At 55.2% G+C, this 22,020-nt stretch carries 16 protein-coding genes; 6 read left to right on the forward strand and 10 right to left on the reverse strand.

From position 1 onward, the window contains the following. Nucleotides 1-50: 50 nt before the first annotated feature. A complete protein-coding gene (cimA, locus tag C7445_RS06050) occupies nt 51-1,646 on the reverse strand; it encodes a citramalate synthase (protein ID WP_166669019.1) in 1,596 nt (531 codons plus the stop codon). Nucleotides 1,647-1,861: 215 nt separating this feature from the next. On the opposite strand from cimA, the gene C7445_RS06055 reads away from it, so the two are divergent. The 3 genes from C7445_RS06055 to C7445_RS06065 all read left to right on the forward strand — a co-directional run bounded on the left by C7445_RS06055 (nt 1,862) and on the right by C7445_RS06065 (nt 5,342). Further along, nucleotides 1,862-2,686, forward strand: a complete 825-nt coding sequence (locus C7445_RS06055; RefSeq protein WP_134159145.1) for an aldo/keto reductase — start codon at nt 1,862-1,864, stop codon at nt 2,684-2,686. Nucleotides 2,687-3,091: 405 nt separating this feature from the next. Next, nucleotides 3,092-4,282: an NAD(P)/FAD-dependent oxidoreductase gene (locus C7445_RS06060; RefSeq protein WP_134159146.1), complete on the forward strand. Its 1,191-nt coding sequence runs from the start codon at nt 3,092-3,094 to the stop codon at nt 4,280-4,282. A gap of 97 nt (nt 4,283-4,379) precedes the next feature. Beyond that, complete coding sequence (locus C7445_RS06065; RefSeq protein ID WP_134159147.1) at nt 4,380-5,342, forward strand: NAD(P)/FAD-dependent oxidoreductase; 963 nt, start codon at nt 4,380-4,382, stop codon at nt 5,340-5,342. An 8-nt stretch (nt 5,343-5,350) separates the two neighbouring features. On the opposite strand, the gene C7445_RS06070 is transcribed toward C7445_RS06065, so the two are convergent. The 5 genes from C7445_RS06070 to C7445_RS06090 form a co-directional block, all read right to left on the reverse strand. Continuing rightward, the gene (locus C7445_RS06070) at nt 5,351-6,103 is read right to left on the reverse strand and encodes a pirin family protein (protein ID WP_134159148.1); all 753 of its coding nucleotides are present in this window, start codon (nt 6,101-6,103) and stop codon (nt 5,351-5,353) included. Between the two features lie 15 nt (nt 6,104-6,118). Further along, the gene (locus tag C7445_RS06075) at nt 6,119-6,637 is read right to left on the reverse strand and encodes a helical membrane plugin domain-containing protein (RefSeq protein WP_166669020.1); all 519 of its coding nucleotides are present in this window, start codon (nt 6,635-6,637) and stop codon (nt 6,119-6,121) included. 26 nt (nt 6,638-6,663) lie between these two features. Beyond that, a complete protein-coding gene (gene fdhF / locus C7445_RS06080) occupies nt 6,664-9,606 on the reverse strand; it encodes a formate dehydrogenase subunit alpha (RefSeq protein WP_279586207.1) in 2,943 nt (980 codons plus the stop codon). A 116-nt stretch (nt 9,607-9,722) separates the two neighbouring features. Beyond that, a complete protein-coding gene (locus C7445_RS06085; protein ID WP_134159150.1) occupies nt 9,723-10,517 on the reverse strand; it encodes a formate/nitrite transporter family protein in 795 nt (264 codons plus the stop codon). 330 nt (nt 10,518-10,847) lie between these two features. Continuing rightward, on the reverse strand, nt 10,848-11,234 hold the full coding sequence (locus tag C7445_RS06090) for a Na-translocating system protein MpsC family protein (RefSeq protein ID WP_134159151.1): 387 nt from the start codon (nt 11,232-11,234) through the stop codon (nt 10,848-10,850). Nucleotides 11,235-11,366: 132 nt separating this feature from the next. Here C7445_RS06090 and amrB point away from each other — a divergent pair, with 132 nt between their 5' ends. Next, nucleotides 11,367-12,218, forward strand: coding sequence for an AmmeMemoRadiSam system protein B (gene amrB, locus C7445_RS06095; RefSeq protein ID WP_134159152.1), 852 nt, complete (start codon nt 11,367-11,369; stop codon nt 12,216-12,218). Nucleotide 12,219: 1 nt separating this feature from the next. Here amrB and C7445_RS06100 read toward each other — a convergent pair whose 3' ends face one another. From C7445_RS06100 to C7445_RS06110, 3 genes are all read right to left on the reverse strand, one after another. Next, on the reverse strand, nt 12,220-13,074 hold the full coding sequence (locus C7445_RS06100) for a hypothetical protein (protein WP_134159153.1): 855 nt from the start codon (nt 13,072-13,074) through the stop codon (nt 12,220-12,222). Between the two features lie 102 nt (nt 13,075-13,176). Next, nucleotides 13,177-15,051, reverse strand: coding sequence for an ABC transporter ATP-binding protein (locus C7445_RS06105; RefSeq protein ID WP_424922987.1), 1,875 nt, complete (start codon nt 15,049-15,051; stop codon nt 13,177-13,179). Continuing rightward, a complete protein-coding gene (locus C7445_RS06110) occupies nt 15,048-16,781 on the reverse strand; it encodes an ABC transporter ATP-binding protein (protein ID WP_134159154.1) in 1,734 nt (577 codons plus the stop codon). Before C7445_RS06110 ends, C7445_RS06105 begins: the two co-directional genes overlap by 4 nt. 131 nt (nt 16,782-16,912) lie before the next feature. Here C7445_RS06110 and C7445_RS06115 point away from each other — a divergent pair, with 131 nt between their 5' ends. Together C7445_RS06115 and C7445_RS06120 are read left to right on the forward strand one after the other, a co-directional pair. Then, entirely contained in the window at nt 16,913-18,967 is a 2,055-nt protein-coding gene (locus tag C7445_RS06115; RefSeq protein ID WP_134159156.1) for a S9 family peptidase, read from the forward strand. A 15-nt stretch (nt 18,968-18,982) separates the two neighbouring features. Beyond that, entirely contained in the window at nt 18,983-19,978 is a 996-nt protein-coding gene (locus C7445_RS06120; protein WP_134159157.1) for an acrylyl-CoA reductase family protein, read from the forward strand. An 11-nt stretch (nt 19,979-19,989) separates the two neighbouring features. Here the strand turns inward: C7445_RS06120 and C7445_RS06125 are convergent, their stop codons facing one another. Then, nucleotides 19,990-22,020 carry an ABC transporter ATP-binding protein gene (locus C7445_RS06125; RefSeq protein WP_243834991.1) on the reverse strand — a complete coding sequence of 677 codons (2,031 nt, stop codon included), beginning with the start codon at nt 22,018-22,020 and terminating at the stop codon, nt 19,990-19,992.

Consider the following 22,020-nt stretch of genomic DNA (forward strand, 5'->3'; position numbering starts at 1 on the left):
CATCTCCCCTCGGTTCGTCCACCTGATTGTGACGCCCCGAGCAGGTAAATTCAAGTTGAGCGTACCCATTCACGCTGCGGTACAACGATGGCCAAGTAATAGTTCATGCTGTCGACAAGGGCCTCCCAACTCGCCTCCACAACGTTCTCCGAAACGCCAATGGTGCGCCATACGCGTTGACCGTCCGTCGACTCGATGAGCACGCGTACTTTTGCCGCCGTCGCGTCTTTTTCATCAAGCACGCGCACCTTGTAATCGGTCAAATGCATGTGTGCGATTTCCGGCCTGTGTGAAGCCAGCGCTTTGCGCAAGACCGCATCCAAGGCGTTGACCGGGCCATTGCCTTCACATACCGTATGCACCATTTTGTCCCCGACGCCAAGCTTTACAATGGCCTGGGAAGTGACGGGCGCCTCGCTTTGCACATCCGTATCGACACGAACCGAGAACACCTCAAAAGGCTGTTGCAATTCGCCGAGGGTGCGCCTGAACAAGAGTTCCTGCGACGCCTCGGCCCCCTCAAATTGATAGCCAAGGTATTCGAGTTCCTTGATTTTCTCAAGCAGAATGCGCAAATCGTCGGATCGCCCGGCGACCGAAATGCCAAACGCCTCCGCCTGGCTTTGGACATTCGATAGTCCGGACAATTCGGAAACCAATACGCGCCGTTCATTCCCTACAAGTTCCGGTTGTATATGTTCGTAAGTTTCAGAATTCCGGGCAATCGCACTGGCGTGTATGCCCCCTTTATGGGCAAACGCGCTGTGCCCAACAAACGGCTGATAACTATGCGAGACGAGGTTCGCCACCTCACCCACAAAACGCGCGGTCGAAGTCAATTGACGCAGATGCTGGCGACTGGGCAAGCATGAGTAGCCAAGCTTCAGCTCGAGGTTCGGGATGATGGAAGCCAAATTCGCGTTGCCACAGCGCTCCCCTATCCCATTGATGGTCCCGTGCACCATGCGCGCCCCAGCCTGGACGGCGGCAAGTGTATTCGCCACGGCCAGTTCTCCGTCATTGTGCGCATGAATGCCCACTTGCACGCGAACTTCGCTCACCACGGCAGCGACGATCTCGCGAATTTCATCGGGTAAACTACCGCCGTTGGTGTCGCATAGCGCCACCCAATCGACCCCTGCTTCCTCCGCTACACGCAATGTGGCCAGGGCGTACGCCCGGTTATGTTTGAAGCCGTCAAAAAAGTGCTCTGCGTCGAAGATGACCTCGCGCCCATGTTGCTTGATATAGCGCACCGTATCGCGAATCATGTCTAGGTTCTGCAGAAGATCAATGCGCAAGGCTTCCGTGACATGGAAGTCCCAAGCCTTGCCGACGATGGCGACAGCCGGTGTATTGGCCGCAAGCAAAGTCTGCAGCCCCGCGTCGTCCTCAGCCTTGATCGAGGGCCGTCTGGTTGAACCGAAAGCAGTCAATTTGGCGTGTTTTAATTGCAAGCGGTCATTTGCGGTCCGGAAGAAGTCCTGATCTTTCGGATTTGCACCAGGAAAACCGCCTTCGATGTAGGCGACGCCGAGATCGTCCAGCTTTTGCGCGATTCTTAGCTTATCTGCCACTGTCAAGCTGACGCCTTCTCCTTGGGTGCCATCGCGCAATGTGGTATCCAGCAGATAGACGTATGCCATGCGCTCATCCCCCATATGTCGTCTAACAATTCAGAACTCAGTTAAACTATGAACGGAATTTCGCAAAATGTCCAGCCTGAAGCACAACCAGCTAGTTGACATCCGCGCTCGCGGTTGGACTTGGAGTTGCCGCATATGTTATGAAGTCCATGAAACCTTGCCGCAACTTGGTCTATAATCTTCATTGGTGGATTCAGACAAAGGAGGATGCTGTCATGACCGCAAAACACCTCGCGGATACGGTGACGTTAAACAATGGAGTACAGATGCCTTGGTTTGGCCTAGGCGTGTACAAAGCACAAGCTGGCGAAGAGGTAGAAAACGCCATTCGCTACGCACTGGAAGCCGGATACCGCCATATCGATACCGCAACCTTGTACGCCAACGAAGAAAGCGTCGGCAAGGCCATCCGCGAATCCGGGATCGATCGCGCCTCCATCTTCGTCACCACAAAGGTTTGGAACGACGATCAAGGTTACGACTCGACCCTGCGCGCGTTTGATGCCAGCCTCAAGCGGCTTGGCATGGACTATGTCGATCTTTATTTAATCCACTGGCCGATCTCCGGAAAGTACAAGGATACTTGGCGCGCCCTGGAGACGATTTATGAGCAGGGCCGGGCGCGAGCCATCGGCGTCAGCAATTTCCAAATCCGGCACCTTGAAGACATTCTTGCCGACTGCAACGTGAAACCGACGGTCAACCAGGTCGAATACCATCCACTATTGACCCAACAGCCGCTGCACGCATTTTGCCGCGAGCACCAGATTCAATTGGAAGCCTGGAGCCCAATCATGCGCGGCAAACTTGATCTACCGGTGTTGCAGGAACTCGCGCAGAAATATGGTAAGACGCCGGCGCAGATCGTGCTCCGCTGGGATTTGCAAGAGGAAGTCGTGACCATCCCGAAGTCTGTCCATCGGGATCGCATCGTTCAAAACGCCGACATTTTTGACTTTGCATTGACCCCTGAAGACATGGACAAAATTCGCGGGTTGAATCAGAATCACCGCTTCGGTCCAGATCCTGATACATATTGATTTGGATGCGTTCTTGGCCCGGGAACACCGGGCCTTTGTTGTGTAAGCCGCTTCGTGTTCTCTCCCTCAACACCGCTCGTGGCAACGCTGCCCGGGACATTCGTCCACCCGGCAATCGAGGCTCCTGCGTACAATGGACCATCGAACGACGAGGGGGTGCTGATATGTACGGCGTATTTGGAGGTTACACTCGCTGGGCTGTCGTGTTTCTCATCATCTTCGTGTTGTTCATTCTGCTCGTGCCCTATGGCGCTGGCGCATATTGATGAACGGCGTACCTCAACCAGGCCACACCCACTGGGGTGTGGCCTTTTTGGCATACCTTCCAACCCGTTTTCAATCTCGTCGATATCTCCGCACCACATCATCTTTCGTATATGATGAGGGCAGAGAGGAGCGAGAGCTTTGCAGCCGAAAATCGTGATCTTAGGAGCGGGTTACGGCGGTCTCGCCGCGGCCATCCACCTAGAGAAACACCATATCCCGTTCACCCTCATCAACAAACATAGCTATCACTACTTCAAAACATTGTTGCACGAGGCAGCAGGCGGGCGTCATGACGCCCAAACGTACGCGATCGACCTTCGCGATATCCTGCACCGCAAAACGAGCGTCATGGTCAAAGATACCGTGCGAGAACTCGATATCCGCACGAAGACAGTTTGGACAGAAGCCGGCTGCTACGAGTACGACAAACTCGTCATTGCCCTGGGCAGTCAAACAGCCACGTTTGGCATCCCCGGTCTCGCACAGCACGCCTTTGTCCTTGACTCCTTGGCGACCGCGAAGGCCATCCGCGAACACATTGAATACTCGTTTGCACGCTACGCGCGCACAGGAGAACCAAAAGACCTCAAGATCGTCGTCGCCGGCGGCGGTTTAACCGGCGTCGAGCTCATGGGCGAATTGGCGGATTTCGCACCGAAGTTGCTGCGTCAACACCAACTATCTGCGGATGACTTCGAATTGACCCTCGTTCACGGGCATGACGAAATATTGCCGAACGTGCATCGCGATCTGCGGCAAGTGGCCATGCATAAACTGCAGGAACGGGGCGTCAAACTGCTCCTGGGCGAACGCGTCACCGGTGCCAACGAAGCTGAGATTCTTTTGGCAAGCGGCAAGAGCCTGCACGCACACACGTTCATTTGGACCGGTGGCGTCGAGGCTCCGTCTTTATTGCGCGAATCGGGGCTTCCTGTCGATAGCCGCAACCGCGTTGAAGTCAACACGTATTTGCAAGTCAAAGGGCATCCAGACGTCTTCGCTATTGGCGACAGCGCCCACTTCACGACAAGTGACGACGATGTCCTCCCGCCTACTGGTCAAGTCGCCGAGCAAATGGGAAAACATGCTGCGGAAAACCTCGTGCAACTCTGGCACAGCGATACCATGCGCGAATTTGTGTATCACGATCACGGCATGGTCGCGTCACTGGGGCCTACGTATGGCGTGGCCGAGGTTGGTCACCACCACGCGACAGGCACCGCCGCACTCGTCTTAAAGGACGGATCGAAGATGAAGTACTTGATGCATCTGGGTGGTCCCATTGCGCTCTTGAAGAAACACAAGCAGTGGATTGAAATTGAAATGTGATGAAGGAGGTCTAACAGGGCCCACGCTTGGGCACAGTATGCGCGCGGAGCATATCTCGATGTAAGAGTACACACGCGCGTATGGAGGTGCCTAGCAGGTGAAATACGATTGCATCATTGTGGGCGGGGGCATTGCTGGCACGCAAGCGGCCATCCAACTCGGCCGCTACTGCCGGCAAGTCGCCGTAATCGACGGTGGCTACGGCCGAAGCACACTTTGTCGGGCTTATCATAACCTGCTTGGCTGGCCCGAAGGCGTCAGTGGCGCGACCCTTCGAGCGCGCGGTAGACAGCAATCCGAAGCGTATGGTGTGACATGGGTGGAAGACTGGGTGGAGACCATCTTGAACCATGAACATTCGTTCGAGGTGCACACGCGTACAGGCAAGAATCTTTCGGGTCTCCGACTTCTGCTTGCCACAGGCATCCTTGACAATTTGCCTGACATTCCGGGACTCTCCGCGTGCCTTGGCATATCTGTGTACGTATGCCCAGACTGTGATGGGTACGAGGTGCGCGGTCAGAAGACTGTCGTCCTCGGCCAAGGTAAGGCTGGTGCGCAAATGGCCTTGGCCCTCACCTATTGGCAGCCTCAGCTTGTGTATATCGATCACGGCGCGACGCCGCTTCCGACCGATTTGTCCCACGCCCTACAGCAGCACGGTATTAAGCGATTGCAAGCACAAGCGAAACGCATCCACGAGAACGGCGGGCAACTGCACGCCATCGAATTCACAGACGGATCGAGCTTGGAGGTTGAGCGAGCCTTCGTCGCCTTCGGGCACAACACCGTACACAGCGAGCTGGCTCAGCAGATAGGTGTATCTTTGCACCATAATAAACACATATTGGTCGATGCGAGAACGAAAGCAACTTCCGTGCCTTTCGTGTGGGCCGCAGGAGACGTAGTTGCGCATTCGGAGCAGGTTTCCATTGCGATGGGCGATGGCTCGCAGGCCGCCATTTGGATGCACAAAAGCCTTCCGCCTTTATCGACATTTCCCGAGAAATGGCCAGACCCTTCGACAGCCATGACGCTTCGTCACGAAATTCGCGTGTAGCTGGGAAACTAGGTTGCCTTTACAACATGCCCGCCGAGCATCGAGACGCGCTCCTGGAGCGGATTACCTACTATCCACAGCAATGTACATCCCTCATCGCGAGCCTTGAAATGTACAAATGGCCGATGCATCGCGCGAACGGCGAGGCACTGTCCGGCTTGGGCATATCCTTTCGGTGTCGACAATCCCCCGTGCAACAGGTAAGCCAGGCCCACGCCCTGCAAGATCGGCTTGGCTTCTGCACAAGGTTTTATCCTGTAAACGGATACCGACGCCGCGCAAGCGAGCGAAATCGACGACGAATCGCCAGCAAGTTGCACAAAACTTCCCCAATCTGTCTCGTGCGCCGTACATGCCTGTCGTCGATAGATTTTGGCAAATCCACGGTCACTCCGAACAACATCAGGTATATTGAACCATATTTGGATAACACGACATCGCAAGACTGGCAGTTCTGCGTGAACAAACCCTGCTCCCGCGAACAGATAGTGCACGTCTCCGGGATTTAATATGTCGTCGTGCCCGGATTCATCCGTATGGCGAACGCGTCCGTCAACGGTCAGCGTCAGTTTCTCAAACCCACTGTGCAAATGCGAAGGAAAGCCATGCCCATTCATGTCGATATCGTCAATGAGCAAGAGCGGATCGAACGGTGGCACATCGCAATCGCTAGGGGCCAGCACTCGTGTCAGCCTAAGCCCTTCGCCGAGATCCACCCGCTCGCCGCAATCGATGTCCATCCACAACGTCCGATCCACCATCCCTATGCCCACTTCTTATTTTGGCAACCCGGCTTCGCGCAGCGCTTCACCCATACCGGCCAAAAATTCGAACAGGTAACCAATGGCGGTATTCACACTTGGATCCTGTAGTTTGGCCAGGATGTCGTAAATCCCGATCGGGCGTGAATTGCCCTGCGCACGACGGTTGACTTCCTCGCTTTTCAGTCCGGCTCGCTTGACACCCGCATCCAACGCGGTGAACAACGTAGAAACGCTGTTCGAATCGAGCTTGCCCACCCATTGCAACAAAGTGACCGCCGTTTGTAAAGCCGAAATTCCACTGGACGTGTGCAGCACGTCGACCCCGCGCGCCAACACGCGGTCACCTCGCTCTACCAGAGCGGTGAGAAGCGGAAGCAGACCTTTCTCCTCTAATGCCCCAAGCAATCGCAATCCCGCGATCACGCCTTCTTCGTCAGCAGCCAGGTGCGCAGCGACGCGCTCGAGTGAAGCTGCTCGTGACTGTAGCGGGTCCGGCTGCGTGCGTTGTATAGACGTAATCGGCTCGCCCATCTGTACCATCGTCCTTTCTGCCCGGATTACAGGCGATTAGTCACAAGCGGTGTATAGTCCGAACGCGCCCACTTCAGTTCGACATTGACGCCTGGCTGTGGATTCGGTTTGCCTAAGCGGAAGTTCCCCGTCTTCATCGGCGATTCCCCGCTTTCCTCAATAACCTCCATGCGCACACGCATCTCCTTGTAAGCCGGAGTGTACGTCACCGTGTCGTGATCGCTTGACGTCAGCAGGTTCACCGTTTCCTCATCGCGGCGCGACAACAGCGGAAGATAGATGTGGTTGCCTGCGACGCGATCCGTCACAACCACGCGCACTTTGACACGTCCGTAAGGCGAGATGAGGCGGACAAGTGCGCCGTCGCTGATCTTGCGATCCGCAGCCAAGGCGGGCGATATCTCGACGTATGTTTCTGGTACTTTCGCATCAATTCCAGGCACGCGGCTGGTCATGTTGCCTTCATGAAAATGCTCAAGCAGGCGGCCGTTGTTCAATTCGAGATCGTATTCTTCAGCAACTGCGATCGGCGGTGTCCAAGCAACCGGATACAATCGTGCTTTTTTGTCTGGAAATGCGAAACCATCGAGGTACAACAGCGGCGTGTCCGTGCCGTCCGCTGCGACCGGCCACTGCAAACTTTGATAGCCTTCGAGCCGATCATACGTAGCGCCTTTGAACAGCTCGGTGAGGCCACAAGCCTCCTCGAAGATTTCCTGCGGCGACGTATAGCTCCAATTGGCACCGAATCGATTCGCGATAAGCTGAATCAATTCCCAGTCCGGCTTGGCTTGGCCGAGCGGTTCGAGAACGCGATACAGGCGCTGGATCCTGCGCTCCGTGTTCGTGAACGTTCCTTCCTTTTCTAAACTTGGGCACGCAGGTAAAATGACATCCGCAAACTGGGCCGTCTTACTGAAGAACACGTCCTGTACAACAAAGAAGTCAAGTTTTGTGAAAGCCTCCTGGACATAGTTTGCATTGGAATCGACGACTGCCATATCTTCACCGACAAGATACAGGGCCTTGAGCTTACCCTCGTGAATGGCGTCGACCATCTGGTGATTGTTGAGGCCAGGCGTGATCGGCAAGGGCGTTTGCCACGCCTGCTCATACTTGCGCCGAATTTCCTCATTGGCCACCGATTCATAACCAGGCAAAAATGTCGGTGCGCATCCCATATCGCCAGCGCCTTGTACATTGTTGTGCCCGCGCAGGGGATACGCGCCTGTGCCAGGCCGCGCAACATTGCCAGTTACCAAGAGCAAGTTGCAAATGGCCGTGCTCGTATCGGATCCACCCACATGTTGTGTCACGCCCATCGCCCAACAGACACAAACCCGCTCGGACGCCATGATCATCTCGGCGATGCGAACCAGTTCTTCCTCCCTTACACCACAAACTTCACTTGCATACGCGATCGTAAACTTTTCAAGCGATTGCGCATACTCCTGAAAGCCATTCACGCGATCGCGCAGGAAACGTTCATCGTGCTTCCCCTGATCGATGATGTACTTCGTGACGGCAGACAACCATACGAGATCCGTACCCTGGCGCGGTTGCAAGAATAGATTGGCGCGTTCCGCCATGATGTTGCGGCGCACATCAGCGACGATCAGCTTTTGCCCCCGCTTCTTCTGGGCACGGCGCAGGCGCGTCGATAGTACCGGGTGCGCTTCGGCTGGATTGGCACCGACAATGATGACGAGATCGGCCAGTTCCAGGTCCCGGATGGATCCGGTATCGCCGCCGAGCCCCATCGTCCTGCGCAAGGCTTCAGTGGCTGGGGATTGACAATAGCGCGAACAGTTATCGATGTTGTTGGTGAACATCACGGAACGCGCCAGCTTTTGCATCAAGTAATTTTCCTCGTTGGTCGACTTGGATGAAGCGATAAACGCGACAGCGTCGTGACCGTCCCGGGCTTGGATCTCTTTGATCCGTCGCTCAATCACGTCCAGCGCCTCGTCCAAGGTTACAGGATAAAAGGCATCGCCACGGCGGACGAGCGGCTCGACGATACGCTCGTCGCTGTTGACAAAATCCCAGCCAAACTTGCCTTTGACACACGTGGAAATTTGGTTCGCTGGGGCTTGCATTTGCGGCTCGACCTTGAGGATGTCGCGGCCCTTTGTCCATACGTCAAAGGAACAACCCACGCCACAGTAGGTACAAACTGTCTTGGTTTTGCGGATACGGGCTTCCCGCAGCTCCGCTTCGATTTCCGAAATCGCGAAAATCGACGAGTAACCAGGTTCGACCTGCTTGGTAATATCGATCATTTTGCTCAAAGTACCCGTTTCGATCCCGGTCAGGTAGCCTGCCTCGCCGAGCATCGACTTTTCCATCAATGCATTGCATGGGCAGACGGTCACACAGTGGCCGCACGAAACACAGGACGATTCGTTGATGGGGACATCATCGTCCCAAATGACACGGGGTTGCGCTCGATTCCAGTCAATCGAGAGGACTTCGCTCACCTGCAGGTTCTGACAAGCCTCAACACAGCGGCCACACAAAATGCACTGGTTTGGATCATAGCGATAGAACGGGTTGCTCATGTCGACTTCATAGGGCTTTGGCGTAAAAGGATACGCCTGATGGTCAATGCCCATGTCCATGACGGTGTTGTGCAGGGTGCAATTCCCGTTGTTGTTGTCGCAAACCGTGCAATACAAGTCATGGTTCTTTAACACGCGATCCATTGCTTCTTTGCGCGCATGACGAGCAGCCACCGACTTGGTTCGAATCTCCATCTCGGGTTGAACGCGCGTGGCACAGGCCCGAACCAACTGACCATCCACCTGCGCAATACAGGTATCACACGTTTCAATGGGGCCAAGTGCAGGATGATAACACACGTGTGGATGATCCATCCCGGTATCGAGGATGACGTCTAAAACAGAAGCCTCAGACGGTACCCAGTGATCCCGATCGTCAATGACGACGTGAACGAGCTCTTCCTTCACGGCTATGACCTCCTTGTTTCAATCGCGAACAGCGTGGTGACTCATCGAGGAAAGAACAAGAAACCGCGCCAAAGTGTTCCCTGGCGCGGTTGCGACCAAGAAGCTCGATGGGCTGGTCAGCCCGTCGTGGTATCTCCGGCTTTCCGCATATACACCAAGAAGTATGCCGTCGCCGTAAACAGCCAACCGCCAATGGCATTTCCAATAAATGCGCCAATCCACTCGACGATGATTTGGCCCCACGAGATGGGAGCCCCGACCCACAAACCTGCCGGCAACACAAACATATTCGCAACCACGTGTTGAAAGCCGATCGCGACAAAGGTCATGATGGGAAACCAGATGGCGAGAATCTTACCGCCAATGTCCTTCGCGCCATAGGCCATCCATACGGCAAGACAGACCAGCCAGTTACACCCGATGGCGGACAAGATGGTCGGACCAAACGGCAATTTCGCCTTTGCGGTGGCCAGTGCTATGACTGTGGTTTTAAACGGATCTTCCGTGAGTAAGTGCACGCCAATGCCGAAAACCCCGGCGACGAACAGCGAGCCAATGAGGTTGCCAATCAGTACCCAGAACCAGTTGTAAACCAGTCCGCTAAAGCCAATTTTCTTGGCATGCAGTGCCAGAGGCAGTGTCATCATGTTGCCTGTCAAAAGCTCTGCACCCGCAATGACGACCAGCATCAGGCCGACAGGGAATACGGCGCCGCCGAGCAGACTCTTGATGGATGCCAGGTTGTCCGGCAGGCTCGCAGTCACGCGAATGTCCACCAAGAATCCGAGCGCGATGAACGCCCCTGCCAGAAAGCCAAGAATCAACAGTTTCCACCATGATTGTTTCGCCTTGTCGTGGCCGATGGATGCAGCCGTTTGGGCGATTTCCGCCGGACTCAAAAAATTGCTCATTGCAATTCCACCTTTCTTCGTTTTCTTCAATGCTCAATCGCGCATGGACAGCCATAGGATGCTTCAATTCGTCCGGAAAATGAAAAATCATGACGGCATTCCATCAAAGCCAAACAACACAAAAAAGGCACAAATCTCCTGCTAGAGCAGTCAACTTGTGCCGATGTGTTTGCCTGCAGTTCCTACAGGCCTACCATACAAGCATTGAGCATCTTGTAGCGCGCACACTCACATGAATGCGCTCGCCACATAACATATAATAGCACAACCCACGCATGAAAGCGAATTCAAGATAAATGTTTGAATAGACGTGATAGAGGCAAGCGATACTTACGCATCTTCTGCTTCATTTGGGCACGACTGTACACCTTGCCCAATCGGCCTTTCAAAAATAAAGACGGAAACCCCCATGTCCTCTGCAACTTTGAAATCGGAAAACAAATACAGCATCTTTGAGCCCACCAGTTCCTCCATGCCCTCCGGAACTTTCTTTGCGTACAATGCCTGGATCATATTCGTGCGCGCCGACCTGACGATTTCGGCGCCTTCAGGCGTGCGGCTGATGAACTTCTCAGTAGGCGTTAAATTTCCTTGTAGTATCGAGATGGCCATGTTGTCGACAAACACGGTGTGAATGCGCTCCGGTCCCTTGCCAAAACACTCTTTGCGCACGCGCCGCACAATTTCATTAAACGCTTGCTCTCGGCTCTTCGCCATGCTCATCTCCCCTGACCTTCAACGCTCAACGTCATTGTAGTCGCTTATCTTCGATAAGCCAATAGAATCGATTTGCTGGTCCCTTGGCCATAGCAACCAATTGGCGTACAGTTGCGTCAGGAGGCGATAGACATGGCATCATCGTCAGTGGTCTTTGCGTGTATCACACCACATGGGTTGCCCATTCTCAGAGAGTTGGCCGGCGACGCTCCTAATCTTATGGCCAGGACGCGCGAAAGTTTGGAGCAACTCGGAATGGAAATGCGGACTGTAGAAGCCGACGTAATCCTTGTCATCACACCGCACGGCCTGCGGGCGGAACATCAATTTACCGTTGCCGCGAGCTCGTATATGGAGGGGGGTTTGTCAGAATTGACGGTTGCCCAGATGGTGGGTGAATCGCGCCCAGATCTGGGACGCCGCGTACACATGCGCCGCGCGGTCGATCAAAGGTTTGCAAAGGCCATAGGCGAAGCTGGCAGAGCCGCCGGGATTCCTGTCGCCGTCATCAACTTCGCGACCCAGGCAGGCGTATTTTCCACACTTCCGCTCGATTGGGGCTCGCTCATCCCTTTATCGTTTATGCCCGACATCCCGATCGTCGTCATCAATTCGGCGCGATCGCGCCCGTATCATGAGCACATTCAACTCGGCGAACAGATTGCCCAAACCGCGGCTTCTATGGGCCGACGTATCGCCATCATTGCGAGCTGCGATTGGTCACATACCCATGACCACAGGGGACCGTACGGCTGGCATGCCGATGCGGCTGTGCTGGATGAGGCGGCGGTGGCTTGTGTGTCACGTGGGGATTTGGAAGAACTGATGCAAATTTCGGAGGAGACCATCGAACATGCAAAACCTGACGGCATCTGGCAAGCACTCATTCTCGCGGGTGCCGTACCGCCAAACGAACGTCGGCCGCAGTTGCTGTCCTATGAGCGGCCGACGTACTTTGGCATGATGTGCGCGCGGTTGCGCTGACTCAGCGCACCATAAAGACTGGATGTTGAATCGTCTTCGACACAATCACCGTATCGAGGACTTGGGCAACACGTCCGTTTGCATCCGTCGTGACGAGATGGAACTGACCGGGTGCAGCCAAATGGTAGCGCACCTGTGTGGTGGTCTGTCCAGGCTGCGGATTGACCGCCACACGATTCAGGTCGGCAGCGGATCGAAACTGCACATGATTCGCCTGGTTGCCGGTGATGACGACATTCCACCCAGTTGGAATGGAAACCTGTAACCAACCGCCGCTAGCTGGGGCAGCGCCACCTGTGTACGCTCCAGGTGCCGTTACACCGCGGCCATCGGTGAAGGCATTGGGAGAAGTCGGTGCCGTTACACCACGACCGTCTGTGAACGCGCGCTCTGATGTTGGCGCAGTCACGGCGCGGCCATCGCTGGCTGTCAAATTGGAGCGTGTGGCGTTTACCTGCGCCGGTGCTGCGGCGTTCAGCAGAACATTCACCGTTTTGGATGCAGCATCAACTTGAACCTGATGCCGGATCGTTCCATATGGAACCCTGGCCACAACGCCGGCATCTGGAGATGCCGAGCGAGCACCCGGTGCCATACGCGGATCCAACGCGCCGCCGATGGCGTTGCCGACGTCGGCTACACCGCGGCCAGCGGCGTTACCAATTGCGGCTGCCCCGCGACCAGCGGCGTTACCGACGTCCGCCAAGCCGCGCCCAACGGCGTTCCCCGTACCCGCGACAAAACCCGCAGCCGTATTGGCTGCTTGATTGGCGGTGTTTGCCGGTGTGCCGCACCCTGTCAAGACCGCCAGAGAAACTGCGACACAGGCACTTGCCCAACCGAGCTTCGCCCTCATCAGATATGCGCCTCCCTCTTGAAGGTGTCGAATCATTGTCCCCCTCGTCGAGTCGGCGCTATCCTCTCCGTACAGCGGTACCTTCTGGACAAACTTTCTTCTTTACGCTGGTGCTCCAGCAAATTGACTATAGTACAGTTCGGCATAAAAGCCGCGGCGTGCCAACAATTCTTCATGCGTGCCCTGTTCGATCACGCTGCCGTGATTCATCACCAAAATCAGATCAGCGTTGCGAATGGTCGACAGGCGATGTGCGATGACAAAACTTGTTCGACCCTCCATGAGTCGCGACATGGCTTCCTGAATGAGAATTTCGGTACGCGTGTCGACACTGCTCGTCGCTTCGTCCAGGATTAACATGGCTGGATCAGCCAAAATGGCCCGCGCAATGGTCAAAAGCTGCTTTTGCCCTTGCGAAATATTGGACGCTTCCTCGTTGAGCACGGTATCATACCCGTCAGGCAACGTGCGGATGAAATGGTCCGCGCGCGCCGCCGTTGCTGCGGCCACGATCTCGGCTTCAGTCGCCCCAGCGCGCCCATACGCAATATTGTCGCGAATCGTGCCATGAAACAACCAGGTGTCCTGAAGCACCATACCAAACATGCTGCGCAAATGACCTCTACGCATTCGTGTGATATCGACGCCATCGATGCGGATGGCACCACCATCGACATCGTAGAAACGCATTAACAGATTGACCAGTGTCGTCTTCCCTGCGCCAGTCGGCCCCACGACGGCAACCATCTGTCCTGCCTTGACATCAAGATTCAGGTGCTCCATCAATGGTTGCTTGTCTGGTTGATAGGCAAATCGCACATCCTCAAACTGCACGTCTCCCGCCGGGTTCGAGATCAATACCGGATCTTCTGGTTCCGGCGCTTCCTCGGGTTCGTCAAGCAGTTCAAAAATGCGCTCGGCGGACGCCACGGTCGACTGGATGATGTTTGATATGCTGGAGAGTTGCGTGATGGGCTGTGAGAATTGCCGCGCGTACATGATGAACGCCTGAATATCGCCAATGCCAATGGCTCCCCGTGTTACGAGGAATCCGCCGATCACGCTGACCAGAACGTAACCGATATTCCCGATGAAATTCATGAGTGGGAAAATCATCCCGGAGATAAATTGTGCCTTCCAGCCGGACTCGAACAGCTTTTCGTTATATTCGACGAACTGGCTCATTGCCCTGTCCTCAAGACCGAATGCTTTGACGATTTGATGCCCTGTGTACATCTCCTCGATGTGGCCATTGAGTTGCCCAAGTGAACGCTGCTGCCCAACAAAGTACCGTTGCGAACGTTTGGCAATCGTCCGCGTCACATAGAAAGATAAAGGCAATGTCAAAAAGACGACTACGGACATCCATGGGCTGATGGCGAACATCATCACAATCACGCCGAGAAACGTTACGATCGAACTGATCAATTGCGTCAGCGTCTGTTGAAGCGTGTTGCCGATGTTGTCGAAATCGTTGACGAATCGACTCATAATTTCACCGGTCGGCCGCGAGTCGAAAAAGGCCAAGGGCAGTCGCGCCATCTTCGCATGGACCTCATTGCGCAATGCATAGACCGTCTTTTGCGCAACTCCGGCCATCACGAACTGTTGGACATAGCTAAACAACGCACTTAGTACATACAGCACGGCCAACTCGAGGATGACGTGAACGATGCCAGATACATCAAAACCAGAACCCGGGATTCCATGCAAGCGATGGCGAATGCCAGCGACGAGATCGTCCGTCGCATTTTTCATGACATCTGGGCTCAAAATACTAAACAGTGTACTGAGAATGGTCATCAAGAGAACGACGGCAAGCCGCCACAGATGTGGCTTAAAATAGCGTGATAAGCGGCGCAACGTACCTTTGAAATCCTTCGGTTTTTGCACAGGCATACCAGGGCGCATACCGCCTCTGCCCATCGGCATCGGTGGGCGCATGATCCGCATGTCTCTGGGTTCTCGTTCACTCATGCGCTCTCCCCCTCGGCCATTTGCGACGCAACAATTTCGCGATAGACTTGGCACGACCCCATCAGTTCGTCGTGTGTACCCACTCCCGCGATACGGCCTTCGTCAAGAACGACAATCTGATGAGCATCGCGAACCGTGCTCACCCGTTGCGCCACGATGATGACAGCCGCGTCTCGCACTTCGTCGCGCAACGCTGCCCGAAGGCGAGCGTCGGTGCGAAAATCGAGCGCCGAAAAGCTATCGTCAAAAATGTAAATGGGAGCCCGCTTGGCAAGCGCGCGTGCGATGGATAGACGCTGTTTCTGCCCTCCGGATACATTGCGGCCTCCTTGCTCAATCAACGACGCAAACCCTTCCGGCATTTCTTCGATAAATTCGATGGCTTGAGCCACCTGGGCAGCACGTTTGACTTCTTCATCGCTCGCATGCTGCCGCCCGGCGCGAATGTTATCGGCGATGGTGCCGCTGAACAACACAGCTTTTTGCGGCACGTAACCAATTTTTGCGCGCAGCTCGGACTGCGTTTGCAACCTGACATCCATGCCGCCGACGAGTACGGTGCCTTCGTCGACGTCGTAGAAACGCGGGATCAAATTGACCAGCGTCGACTTGCCTGCCCCCGTGCCGCCGATGATGGCGGTCACTTGGCCAGGCTTAGCCGTAAACGAAATGTGCGACAATGCTGGCGTTTCGGCACCTGGATAGCTGAACGTGACGTCTCGAAATTCGACCTGTAGAGGTTCTGCGCTTGATGGTTTTATGTCCTCTGCTACGGGATCAACGATATCTGGCTTCGTTTGTAACACCGCCCAAATGCGGTTGGCTGAGGCAGATGCACGCGGGATCATAAAGAACATCATGGAGACCATCATGATGGCAAAGAGCAATTGGGTGACGTACTGAATGAAGGCAATGAGCGATCCGATCTGCATGGTGCCATGCTCGACGCGCAAACCGCCAAACCAGATCACCGCAATCACCGACAAATTGATGACCAACATTAACGCTGGAGACATGACGGCCATGATTTTTTGCACGCGCGTCGTCGTATTCGTCAGATCAAAGTTTGCCGCATCGAACCGCTCCTGTTCATAGGAGACGCGGTTAAAGGAGCGAATAACCCGAATTCCGGTTAAACTTTCTCGCAAAACGCGGTTGAGCGTGTCGATTTTGGCCTGCATGCTTCGAAACAGTTTGGTCGCCCGCGAGAAGACAAGCGCGATTATGGTGGCCAAAACGGGCACCATGACGACGAGGATCAGCGACAACCTGGCATCCGTGTAGACGGCCATCAAAATGCCACCAATGCAGTTGAGCGGCGCCATAATCATCATCCTGAGCATCATGTTGACAAGCTGCTGAACTTGGGTGATGTCGTTGGTTGTGCGCGTGATCAAGGATGATGTGCCAAACTCGTCAAATTCACGCAGAGAAAAGGTTTGGGCATGGGAAAAGACCTCACGACGCAATACTTTCCCAAAACTTGAAGCCGTACGGGAAGACAAAAAGCTGGCCGCGATCGAAAAACACACGGACGCGATGGATACGCCGAGCATGAACAAACCTGTTACGACAATGTAATGAAGATTACCCTTTAGCACACCATAGTCCACAATGTCCGACATTAAAGTTGGAAGATACAAGTTGCCCAGGCACTGGATAAAGATAAAGGACACGATGCAAGTGATTGCAACTCGATACGGGCGCAAATATGAAAATAGATGTCGCATCGTGACTCACCCCCATTTTCGCGTATACATCCGCCAAACGACTTCTCTCGCTGAAGGAAAACGATCATACCGCGTGCTATGATACAAAAGAATGATACATATTTTGTTGAAAGTGCGAGGAGGCACTCATGATGGAAGCCCCTAAGGCAAAACAAATCCCTCATCCTCATACGCTGCACGGCGACACGCGGCCCGACGATTACTATTGGCTGCGCGATAAATCCGACCCAGACGTGATTGCGTACCTGGAAGCTGAAAACGAATACTACCGTTCACACGTTGACAAACTATCGCAAATCACGGATCACCTGTATGCCGAGATGGTTGCCCGCATTCCGGAAAGTGAACAAAAAGTACCCGTGCAGGGCGATGCTTACTTTTACTACACACGTATGGAAAAGTCCTTGCAATACCCTGTCCACGCTCGCAAACGAGCCGCGGACAGGGCACAACTCGCCGCTGCCAACGAAGAAATCATCCTCGATTTGAATGAATTGGCTGGAGAAGGATATTTAAGCGTCACGGAGCAGCGCGTCAGCCCCGATGAAACGAAGCTTGCATACTTGGAAAATCGAGACGGATCCGACCGTTACACGCTGTTTGTCAAGAATCTCACGACCGGAGAACTGTTGCCGGATCGCATCGAGAACGTGTTCATTGGGGACAGCGTCGAGTGGGACGCAACGGGTTCCTTCTTATTCTATACCACCGTCGACGAAAGTCAGCGACCGTACCGACTCTGGCGCCACCAGCTTGGTGACGATCCAGCCAACGATGCCCTGCTCTATGAAGAAACGGATGTTACGTACACCCTCAGCCTGGCCAAATCCCAAAGTGGGCGGTATTTATTCTTGACCTCGTCCACCAAAACGACCACGGAAGTACGGTACGCCCCGGCGGATCGCCCGCTTGATCCATGGATCGTGTTCGCCGCGCGCGAAACCGACGTGGAATACAGCCTGGAACACTGGAATGACCGCCTGCTTGTCCTAACCAATCGCAACCGATTCAATTTCAGCCTATTTGAGCACCCGATTGCACCGCTCAATTCCACGGCGATGCGCGAATTGTTTCCGTACGACGATAGTCGCTATCTGCTGGCGGTTCACCCCTTCCGCGAGGCGCTTGTACTCGAAGGCCGGCAAGGCGGCCTGACTCAGGTTTGGACGTATCGCGATGGAAGCTTGCAACGCCTTGCCTGGCCCGAGCCGTTATACTCGGTGCACGTGAGCGAAAATCGCCGCTACGACACGAACGAAGTGCTTTTGATATACGAGTCGTTCTTAACGCCGCGAACCACTTACGCGCTTCATCCTCTAACCGGCCAACTCTCAGTCCTGCAAACCGCCCCCATCAGCGGCCCATTCGATCCAGACCTGTATCGCCAAGAGCGGATCTGGGCGACGGCCGAAGATGGCGTACAGGTGCCGGTATCGATTGTCTACAAACGTGATGTGCTGCAAGGCGGCCCTGCGCCACTTTTGCTCTACGGCTACGGCTCCTATGGCCACAATCTCGATCCAGCCTTCATGCCACAGCTTCTGCCGATGCTCGATCTCGGCGTCGTCTACGCGATCGGACACGTGCGCGGCGGCTCGGAAATGGGACGCCAATGGTATGAAAACGGAAAAATGCTGTACAAGCGCAATACGTTTACCGACTTCATTGCCGTCGCCGACGATCTCATCCGTCGCGGCTACACGACGCGCAGCCAACTCGCCGCCGATGGCCGCAGCGCAGGCGGCTTGCTGATGGGCGCCGTCGCCAACCTCGGCGGTGACCGATTTGCGGCACTCTCGGCTGGCGTCCCGTTTGTCGATGTGGTGACGACCATGCTTGATCCGACAATTCCACTGACGACGCTCGAATGGGACGAATGGGGCAACCCAGAGGATCCTGAGTATTACGCCTACATGAAATCGTACAGCCCATATGACAACGTTGAGCCGAAACCGTATCCACACCTCATCGTCACCACCGGTATCAACGATCCGCGTGTTGCCTATTGGGAACCCGCGAAATGGGTGGCCAGGCTGCGGACAACGAAAACTGACGACAGGATTCTCATCATGAAGACGCACATGGGAGCGGGCCACTTTGGATCGTCCGGGAGGCTTGGGCACATTCGCGAGCAAGCAGAAATCTACGCCTTCCTTTTGGATAAAATCGGCATTCGTGTCCATTGAAACGGGGGAATAATGATGGAAACGTTTCGCGCGTTTGTCGTCGACCAAACGGATGCTGGATGGGAGTCTGGCATCCGCGCGCTGACGGTCGATGCTTTGCCCACAGGTGAAGTCACAATTCGCGTTCGTTATTCGAGTGTGAACTATAAAGACGGCATCTGCTCGTTGCCCAACAGTCGACTGGTCACTCGGTATCCGATGGTGCCAGGCATCGATCTCGCCGGAGACGTGATCGAATCACTGGACAGTCGGTTTCACCCTGGCGATCCGGTGATTGTGACCAGCTACGATCTCGGTACTGGCCACTTTGGCGGATACAGCGAGATAGCACGTGTGCCGGCTGCCTGGGTGGTGCCACTGCCTACGGGGCTCTCGTTGCGCGAGGCCATGATCCTTGGCACGGCTGGTTTCACCGCGGCACTCTCCTTGCAGCGTATGGAGGAGAATGGCTTGCGACCAGACAGTGGACCGGTACTCGTGACCGGCGCCACTGGTGGTGTCGGCAGTACCGCGGTGGCCATGTTCAGCAAATTGGGCTACCACGTGATCGCATCCACGCGCAAACAGAGCGAACACGCGTTTCTGCGCGAACTGGGCGCACAGGAGATCATTTCGCCAGACGAACTCGTGCTGCACGAAGGCGATTCGTTTGCGAACCTGCCCGCACGGTTCGCCGGCGTCGTCGATCCGGTTGCAGGAAAAGGGCTGCCCTATATTCTCAATACCTTGAAATACGGTGGCTGCGTCACCGTCAGTGGCTACACCGGCGGCCCCGACTTCAGCACGAGCGTGTTTCCGTTCCTGCGCCGAGCCATCACCTTGATTGGCATCGATTCTGTACTCTGCCCGATGTCGATCCGCGCCCCACTATGGGAGCGCATCGCAAGTGAACTCAAGCCGCAACAGGTGCTGGAGCGCATGGTCGAGGAGATATCGCTCGATCAGTTGCCACAGACGCTCGAGCGGATTCTGAAAGGCGATATGCGCGGCCGCGCGATCGTCAAATTCTAACTGGAGCTGCACTAGGCGCCGCTTGCCGGCGCCATCTTTGTCTGCAGCTCATACATCTGGCGATACCTGCCGCCCATTCGAATGAGCTCGTCGTGCGTTCCGCGCTCGACGATTTCGCCGCCATCCAGCACCAAGATCAAATCCGCTTCGCGGATGGTCGATAGTCTGTGCGCAATGATGAATGTCGTGCGCCCGCGCTTGAGCACGGAGAGTGCCTCCTGGATCAACCGTTCGGTTTCGCTGTCGATGCTTGCCGTTGCCTCGTCAAGCACAAGGATGGCCGGATCAAAGGCCAAGGCACGGGCGAATGATATCAGTTGGCGCTCCCCTGCCGACAAAGTGCTGCCGCCTTCAAGCACCGGCTCATCCCAGCCGTTCGGCAGGTGTACAAGCAACCTGTCAGCACCGACATCCCGCAACGCCTGTTCGACCCTCGCGCGCGAGACGCGCTCGTCGCCAAGGCTGACATTCCACGCGACAGTACCGGTGAAGAGATACGGATCCTGCAAGACGATGCCTAGGTGCTGGCGCAATAACTGCGGCGCAATGGTGCAAATGTCGATTCCATCGATCCGAATCTGTCCACCCTGAGGATCGTAAAACCGGAACAGCAGATTGATAATGGAACTCTTTCCTGACCCGGTGTGCCCGACCAAGGCCACCGTCTGCCCCGGCTGCGCGCGAAATGACACGTCCTGTAACACGTTGTGCTCGCCGTCGTACGAGAACGTCACATGGTCAAACTCAACCTCCCCGCGAAAGCGCGGGATCGTGCCAAACACGGGGTCAACGCCCGGTTCGTCAAGCAACTCAAAGACGCGAACGGCCGATGCTCGGGCCTGTTCGAGATTGGCCAATTGATTGACAACCTGCGTCACGGGTTGAAACAACCTGTTTAGATAGTCAACAAAAGCGTATAAGACACCGAATGAAACAAGCGTCTGAAGGTGCATCGAACGCCAGCCGAAGATGGCAATCATGGCTATGAAGAACGAATTTCGAAAAACACCGGCGAGATTGAAGCCTGTCGCCGAGTTGACGCGCAACAGCCGCGTTTGGCCATCGAAATACGCTTGGTTGAGCTCATCGAACTCCGCCTGTGTCCGCCGCTCGCGATGAAACGCGCGAATGATGGGTATCCCCTGGATGGTTTCGTTCAGCATGGCGTTGATCTCGGACAGCAGTGCTCGAATGCGGACATTCACGGCGACCGTCGCCCGCCGGTACAACCAGATCCAGCAAATCAATATCGGAATCAAGATACTTGCCATGAGACCCAGCCAAACATTCAGGATGAACAGTGCGACGTAAATCCCCACCATGGTCACGATGCTGGACAAGACATTGGCAAGCACGTTCACGTAGAAGTCGCGTATGGCCTCCGTATCGTTCGTAATGCGCGAAACAACCTTGCCCGCCGGCAAGTTGTCAAAATAGCGGATCGGCAAACGGTGAATTTGATGGAACACGTCTTTGCGCATTCGTTGCAAGATCCGGTTTGCTGAAACTTGCAACAGGTACTGCTGCCCGTAAAGAAAGACGGCGGCTCCGGCAAGCAAACCAAAGTAGATCAAAGCGAGCCGAATGACGCCTGGGATTTCCGGGCGATAAAACGAAAACAATTGCTGGCGTGTCAACGGCTTGGCTGCAATCGTTCTCGTGGCAGCGCCAACGTGTGCGCGAATCTGTCCCCCTTGATTCACTGGTGTGACGTTTGACACCACCCCGTCGAGAAAGTACGCACGCGTGCCCAAGGCCACCAGCGTATGCGGATTCACTCGTTGACTCTGTGGCGGCAACCGATCCGCGCGCTCGTACCACTTGCCTTCCCACTCGACGGCACCCGAGGCGTGCGGTGCAACCTGATACCAAACCTGTTGAATCCCCATGATGTGCCGATTAATGATGGCCTTTGCCACAAACGGGCCCGCCAACTGTGCCGACACGGCGAGAACGAGCATGGCTATGGCGAGCGCAATGGCGCCTTTCGCATGCGCTGCATACTCGACAAGGCGTTTGTTTACCTGCCTTTCTGTGTTCAT

It is taken from the genome of Alicyclobacillus sacchari, assembly GCF_004366795.1.
Classification (GTDB): Bacteria; Bacillota; Bacilli; order Alicyclobacillales; family Alicyclobacillaceae; genus Alicyclobacillus; species Alicyclobacillus sacchari.